Annotated in this window: 6 protein-coding genes; 1 reads left to right on the top strand and 5 read right to left on the bottom strand. The window is 22.0% G+C overall.

Going from position 1 to position 5,898, the window contains the following annotated elements:
* Positions 1-115: 115 nt before the first annotated feature.
* The 5 genes from Q0V09_RS06810 to Q0V09_RS06790 form a co-directional block, all read right to left on the bottom strand.
* Positions 116-592 (bottom strand): DeoR/GlpR family DNA-binding transcription regulator, encoded by a 477-nt coding sequence (locus Q0V09_RS06810; protein ID WP_297487861.1) that lies wholly within the window; start codon positions 590-592, stop codon positions 116-118.
* Between the two features lie 140 nt (positions 593-732).
* On the bottom strand, positions 733-879 hold the full coding sequence (locus tag Q0V09_RS06805) for a DeoR family transcriptional regulator (protein ID WP_297487859.1): 147 nt from the start codon (positions 877-879) through the stop codon (positions 733-735).
* A gap of 155 nt (positions 880-1,034) precedes the next feature.
* On the bottom strand, positions 1,035-2,501 hold the full coding sequence (locus Q0V09_RS06800) for an oligosaccharide flippase family protein (RefSeq protein ID WP_297487857.1): 1,467 nt from the start codon (positions 2,499-2,501) through the stop codon (positions 1,035-1,037).
* 12 nt (positions 2,502-2,513) lie between these two features.
* Positions 2,514-3,608 carry a polysaccharide pyruvyl transferase family protein gene (locus Q0V09_RS06795; protein ID WP_297487855.1) on the bottom strand — a complete coding sequence of 365 codons (1,095 nt, stop codon included), beginning with the start codon at positions 3,606-3,608 and terminating at the stop codon, positions 2,514-2,516.
* 1 nt (position 3,609) lies between these two features.
* Positions 3,610-4,533, bottom strand: a complete 924-nt coding sequence (locus Q0V09_RS06790; protein WP_297487854.1) for a glycosyltransferase family 2 protein — start codon at positions 4,531-4,533, stop codon at positions 3,610-3,612.
* Positions 4,534-5,005: 472 nt separating this feature from the next.
* Between Q0V09_RS06790 and Q0V09_RS06785 the strand changes: the two genes are divergently transcribed.
* Positions 5,006-5,898 (top strand): hypothetical protein (locus Q0V09_RS06785; RefSeq protein WP_297487852.1); only part of this gene is annotated, 893 nt, incomplete at its 3' end.

The raw sequence follows: 5,898 nt of genomic DNA, 5'->3' as shown, positions 1-5,898 counted from the left end.
ACCAGGACGTACACTCTTTCCCTACACGACGCTCTTCCGATCTTGATGAATATCTTTTCCAAATATAAGTCTAGTGCTATTTTTAAAACTAAAGTTTTCCATGTAAGCCTCCTATTTAAGCGTATATAAGTTTTACTTTATTTTCTTTTAAATCTTCTTCCCATTCTTTTGATAACTCTTGTTCTGTTATAATATAGTCAACTTCATCTAATTTAGCAATTAAGTGAGATTCTAAATCATCAAATTTTGTTTTATCTGCTATTAAAAATACTTTCTCTGAATTTAATAACATTTTTTTTCTAATTTCTCCCTCTCTTTCACTATCGTCTGTTACTCCAAATTTATTATGAATTGCAGTACAGCTTATAAAGGCTTTATTAGCATATAAATTACTCAATTGGAATAATGCTTGTGTTCCACTAAAAGATTTTGTTGTTTTTCTTAAACTTCCACCAATACATATAATTTTAACCCACTTTGAGTCTTGCAACTCCTCTACTGTTTTAATTGAGTTAGTAATTACAGTAACTTTCTTTTTATGTATATTTATATTTTGAGCAACATAAAGAGCAGTTGTGCTACTATCAATCATTACAGTATCTCCATCATTTATAAATTCCATACATTTATCGGCTATTTTTTGTTTTTCCGTTAAATATATTTGTTCTCTAATTTCAAGAGGAACTTGCTTATCTGAATCTGATTGTAAATATGCTCCTCCTCTTACTCTTTTTAAAATATTATTTTTTCTAATTTATCTAAATCTCTTCTAATAGTTTCTTCTGAAACTTTAAAAAGCTTACTTAAAGAACTTATTACAACATTCCCTTTTTCATTTAAAATATTTTCTATTTCTTTTATTCTTTGAATTGCTAACATATGTTCTCCTTTTTTCACATTTCACAACATTTTCACAACTTATACAACATTTATACTCCTTTTCCAAAAAAAAGTCAACACTTACGTGAAAAAAATATACATTATATCTGATTTTAGGTTAAATAAAATAAAAAAGGAATAAACCAAATAATGGTTTACTCCTGAATTCTTTTTCTGAAAATATATGTTATTAAAATATAAATAATTGTATAAATTAATATTTTTATTAAAAAGTTTATGTAATTTACATTAACAAGATATCTATTTAAAAATATTCCAACTATACTTGCAATTAAAACTGGAATACTTAATTTTAAAATTTCTTTCCAAAATAATATCATATTCATTTTTAAGATTTTATGATAATAAATATTCATTATGATAATCTGCCCAAATATAAATGAAATTCCAGTTGCTACAGCACAACCTAAACCACCTATTTTTTTTACTAAAAAAATACTCATAGAAATATTTAAAACAGCTATAATAAAATAAACAACAGACCTAAATTGATGTTTATTTTTTGCCTGCATTATAACAATTCCTGTACTTTGAATCAAAGGAATTGTCAATGGAATCATTATCCAAAGTGCAATATAATAAGATTCAAAATATTTTTTTCCCACCCATAATTCTATAAATTCTTTTCCGAAAAAAATAAACCCAGAAGAAATTAAAGCAAGTATTAAAAATTGAATTTTTCCAACTTTTAAAAACAAATTATAAGCATCAGCTTCCTTATCTTCACTTACTAATTTATTTATTCTAGGAGCTAAAACTCCAGATATAGCAGAGGCAAATCCCATATACATAGTATTAAAGATTGAACCTATTGAATAAATGGCAACCTCTTCAACACCCTTATATTTTCCAATGATTATCCTATCTGTTCCCCAATAAATCTGATCAATTAAAACATTTAAAAAAATAAAAAAAGAATAAATTCCAATTTCTTTTAAAATTTTAAAATCAAATTTAGAAAAACTAATTTTAAATCCTAATTTTATTGAATAGAAAAAATCAAAAATCATATTTCCTATTGATAAAACTACAGTAGAAATAGTTACTTCAACTAAACCATATCCATTTTTCATAAGAAAAATACCTATAATAGGAGATAAAATTATAATAAAAAGTTTAATTCCTCTTTGAAAGATAAATTTTTCTCTAGAAGTGATAGCAGTAGAAAAAACTCCCATAGGAAAAGATAGTAACAAATTTACACACATAATAATAAAAATTTTTCTAGTTTTTAAAAGTTCCATATTTGTAAAATTATTTTTAAAAAATATAGGCATTTTTATATATACTAAAGCTCCTAAAATCATTCCTATTACCATTAAACAAAGAAAAATTATTAAAAACATCCCATTTAAATATTTTTCTTCATCATTTTTTCCAGTATTTCTATATTTTATAGTATAACGAAGCATTGCATTTCCAAGTCCTAAATTTAGCATACTCATATATCCCATAATAGACTGAACTAATGAGTTTATTCCATAATCTCTAACACCTAGATAATCAATATAATATGGTGTATAAAAGATTTGAATAATAGAACTTACTCCTAATATTATCATTGCTAAAAAACTTCCAATTTTTAATTCATTTATTTTCATTAATTATCACCATTAATTATTTAAAAATTCATCTAAAATATCAAAATGTTTTTCTCCACCTTTTTTTGCTTTAAATAACATACTTTCATCTAATGGTTTATTTTCTAAAAGTTTTTCATAACTAAATTTAGCAATTTTATTAAAAGAAACAAAATTTTCTTTAAATTCTAAATCTTTTAAAACATTTATCATTTTTTCACTATAACAAATAGGAAATACAGGCTTATTAAATACAAATCCTAAAATCATAGCATGAAATCTAGTTGCAACAATTGTTTTGGCACTTTTAATAATACTTAAAGCTTCGTTTAGATTCCCTCTATAATAATAAACTGATATTTTTTTATGATATTCATTAGGAATCATAGATAATATCTTACTAATTGCGATTTCATCACCTTCATCTTTACAAAAAGACATAAGTTTAGTTTTTTCATTATTTTTAGCACTTTCAATTAGAAATCTTTTCATTGTTGCAAAATATTCACTTTCCATTTGCTTCAATTCTTTTCTTTTCGAAGGTAAAATAACTGATATTAAATTATAATCATTTTCTATATTTTCTATTATATCATCTGTATCTAAAGAAAAAACAATATCTTGACCTTGTCTTACTGTTGAAATACTTTTAAACATTTCATAAGAGTTGCTATCTCTAAAACAAACATCTCTACAATTTTCAAAAAATTTCTCATAATCTTTTTTAAATTTTTCACTTTTATATGGTCCAAAATTAGAGCCTAAAATAAAATAATTTTTTCCAAATTTTAAATTCCTAGATCTTATTAAATAATCCTCTTGAGAAAAATTATTTTCAATAAATATTGATCCACCAATATTTACAACTCCTGTTATATTTTTACTAAAATTATCCTCTAATAAATTTGGTATATTTAAATAATTTCCTATTTTCATGATAATTTTTTTATAATAATTATCATTATATTTTATATATAAATTGTTCAATTTTAATCCATCTAACTTAGTATATCTTTCTGTTGTAAAAATATAAAAGTCAACATCTGGATATCTTTCACATAGCATTTTTATAAAAAGATCATCTCCTAAATTTATTTGAGCATAAGCTTTTATTAAAATTTTTTTCATTTTACCTTCCCTTTATGTACTTTTTTAAAAAAATCATTTTTAATCTAAATTTTCTATAAAAATGATAAAATTTTATAGAAAAATTTTCTAAGAATTTAAATGATTTTATATGTAGTTCTATTTCTTTTCTTAAATTTTTAAAATCTTTATTGTTATTTAATTTTAATTTTTGTAAAACATCGTAAGGATATGCTATTCCATGATATTTATAACAATTTTGAATTTCATAAAACATTGTATCATATATATGATATTTTTTAGAAAAATTAATCATTTCTTTTAATACTTTATAAATATCAATTCTATTTTTATAATTATTTGATGTAGAATTTAAATTCATATAGTAATTGTAAAAATATTTTTTTTCTATTCCAATAGAAGATGTTTGAGTAAATAGTTTAAAATTAAAAAGTAAATCTTCTCCACAAAAAATATCTTTTGTAAAAAATAAATCTTTATTTTTAAATAAAGATTTTTTATATAATTTATTACATGGAGATGAGAAATAATCTGCATTTGTATTTAAATTGATTTGAGGATGTATTTTTGATAATTCTTTAAAATTTTCATTTATTTTTCTTATCCCACAAATAACAATATCTAATTTTTTTTTAGTTGCTTTATTATACATATTTTCTAATAAATTTGAATCTAGCCAATCATCAGAATCTAAAAAATAAAGATATTCACTAGTAGAATTTATTATGCCTAAGTTTCTAGCTTGACTACATCCTTGATTTATTGTTTTGATATAATTTATTTGATTTTGGTAATTTTTACAGATTCTAGATGTTTGATCAGTTGATCCATCATCAATTATTATAATTTCTATATTTTTAATTGATTGGTTTAAAACTGAATTTATTGTTTTTTCAATTGTTCTTTCACAATTATATGCAGGAATAATAATACTTATTTTTTTCATTGTTTATCCTTTTGTTATTTTAATATTTAATACATAATAATTTTTTAGTATACTTTAATTTTTAAAACATTGCAATTGAATTTTTTTACATTGTATATAGTTGTTTATATTGTAAATATTGTTTATATTGTTATGTACAAAAAAAAAGAGCAAAAAACATATGTTTAGCCCTTGATTTTATTGATGTTTATAGGGTTGAAAAAAATCCTTATTAGGGACAGTTAGTTTACTTATTAGGGACAGTTAGTTTACTTATTAGGGACAGTTAGTTTACTTATTAGGAACAGGTAGTTTTAAATTTCCTTATAAGGGACATATAAATTCCTTGTTTTTTGCAAAAAACAATGATATTATATAAAAATACTTATTAGGGACAGCTAGTTTCAGGTGAAAAACCTTGTTTTTTTAAAAGTATATGTCCCTAATAAGTATTGAAAAAATATAAAGATATAGTTTCATTGGAGGAATTAAAATGTCTAAAAATGTAATAAAAAGTAATTCTTGGTGGGAAGAAACTATAGATACACCTGAAACAGAAATAGTAGAAGAAAATATTTATGTTGATGAAAATTTTATAAAAAATAAAGCTTTAATAAGAATGGATTTAAATTTAATTCAATTTCCTATATTTTCAAAAAATAAAAAAAGAAAAGTAAATCAGGTTGTAACTTATTTTTTTAATAAAAATAGAGATACGTATATAACTGTTACTCCTCAAGCAGGAGATTATATTCCAGGAGAAACAGAAGAAAAAATTTTTATAGCACTTATGCAAATAATGAAAGAAAAAGGAATGCCTAAAAAATTTATTATTAGTGCAATTGAATTAAAAAATAAAGTTAATTTTACAACAACTAAATATAACTCTGTTGTGGCAAAATCATTATCAAGATTAGCAAGTTCAAACTATGTTTTTAAAAATACTCTTTATTCTAGTGAATCTAAAGGCGTGCTTGGAGAAAAAGTTGAAACTTCAATTTTTAATATAAGAACAATAACATTATCAAAAAAAGAAAATAAAAAATATAGAGAAATAATAATAGATAAAAGGATAAAAGTGCTTTATGAGATAGAGTTTTCTGACCATTTCTATAAAAATATAATTCAAAAAGGATACATGGTATATAATGGAGATACGTTACTTGAAATTGAATCTAGTACAGCAAGAACTATTTATATGCTTGTGGAAAAATTGAGATTTGATAATTTATATTTAAAATTAGATACAATTTTTTTAATAAAAAGAATTCCTTTGAAATATGAGAAAAAAAATATAGTACAAACTATAAAAACTTTAGAAAAAGCATTTTTAGAATTAGTAGATAAAAAATTAATAAATAATTTTAATTTTTTAAAAGATTCTAC

This window comes from uncultured Cetobacterium sp., assembly GCF_947039425.1.
Lineage (GTDB): Bacteria > Fusobacteriota > Fusobacteriia > Fusobacteriales > Fusobacteriaceae > Cetobacterium_A.
The sequence above is the reverse complement of the archived record's forward strand: the minus strand, read 5'-3'. Positions and strand labels throughout refer to the sequence as shown.

Coding starts and splice junctions, on each gene's coding strand:
- Q0V09_RS06795 (WP_297487855.1), bottom strand. CDS start 3,608: ATGAAAAAAATTTTAATAAAAGCTTATGCTCAAATAAATTTAGGAGAT.
- Q0V09_RS06790 (WP_297487854.1), bottom strand. CDS start 4,533: ATGAAAAAAATAAGTATTATTATTCCTGCATATAATTGTGAAAGAACA.
- Q0V09_RS06810 (WP_297487861.1), bottom strand. CDS start 592: ATGATTGATAGTAGCACAACTGCTCTTTATGTTGCTCAAAATATAAAT.
- Q0V09_RS06805 (WP_297487859.1), bottom strand. CDS start 879: ATGTTAGCAATTCAAAGAATAAAAGAAATAGAAAATATTTTAAATGAA.
- Q0V09_RS06800 (WP_297487857.1), bottom strand. CDS start 2,501: ATGAAAATAAATGAATTAAAAATTGGAAGTTTTTTAGCAATGATAATA.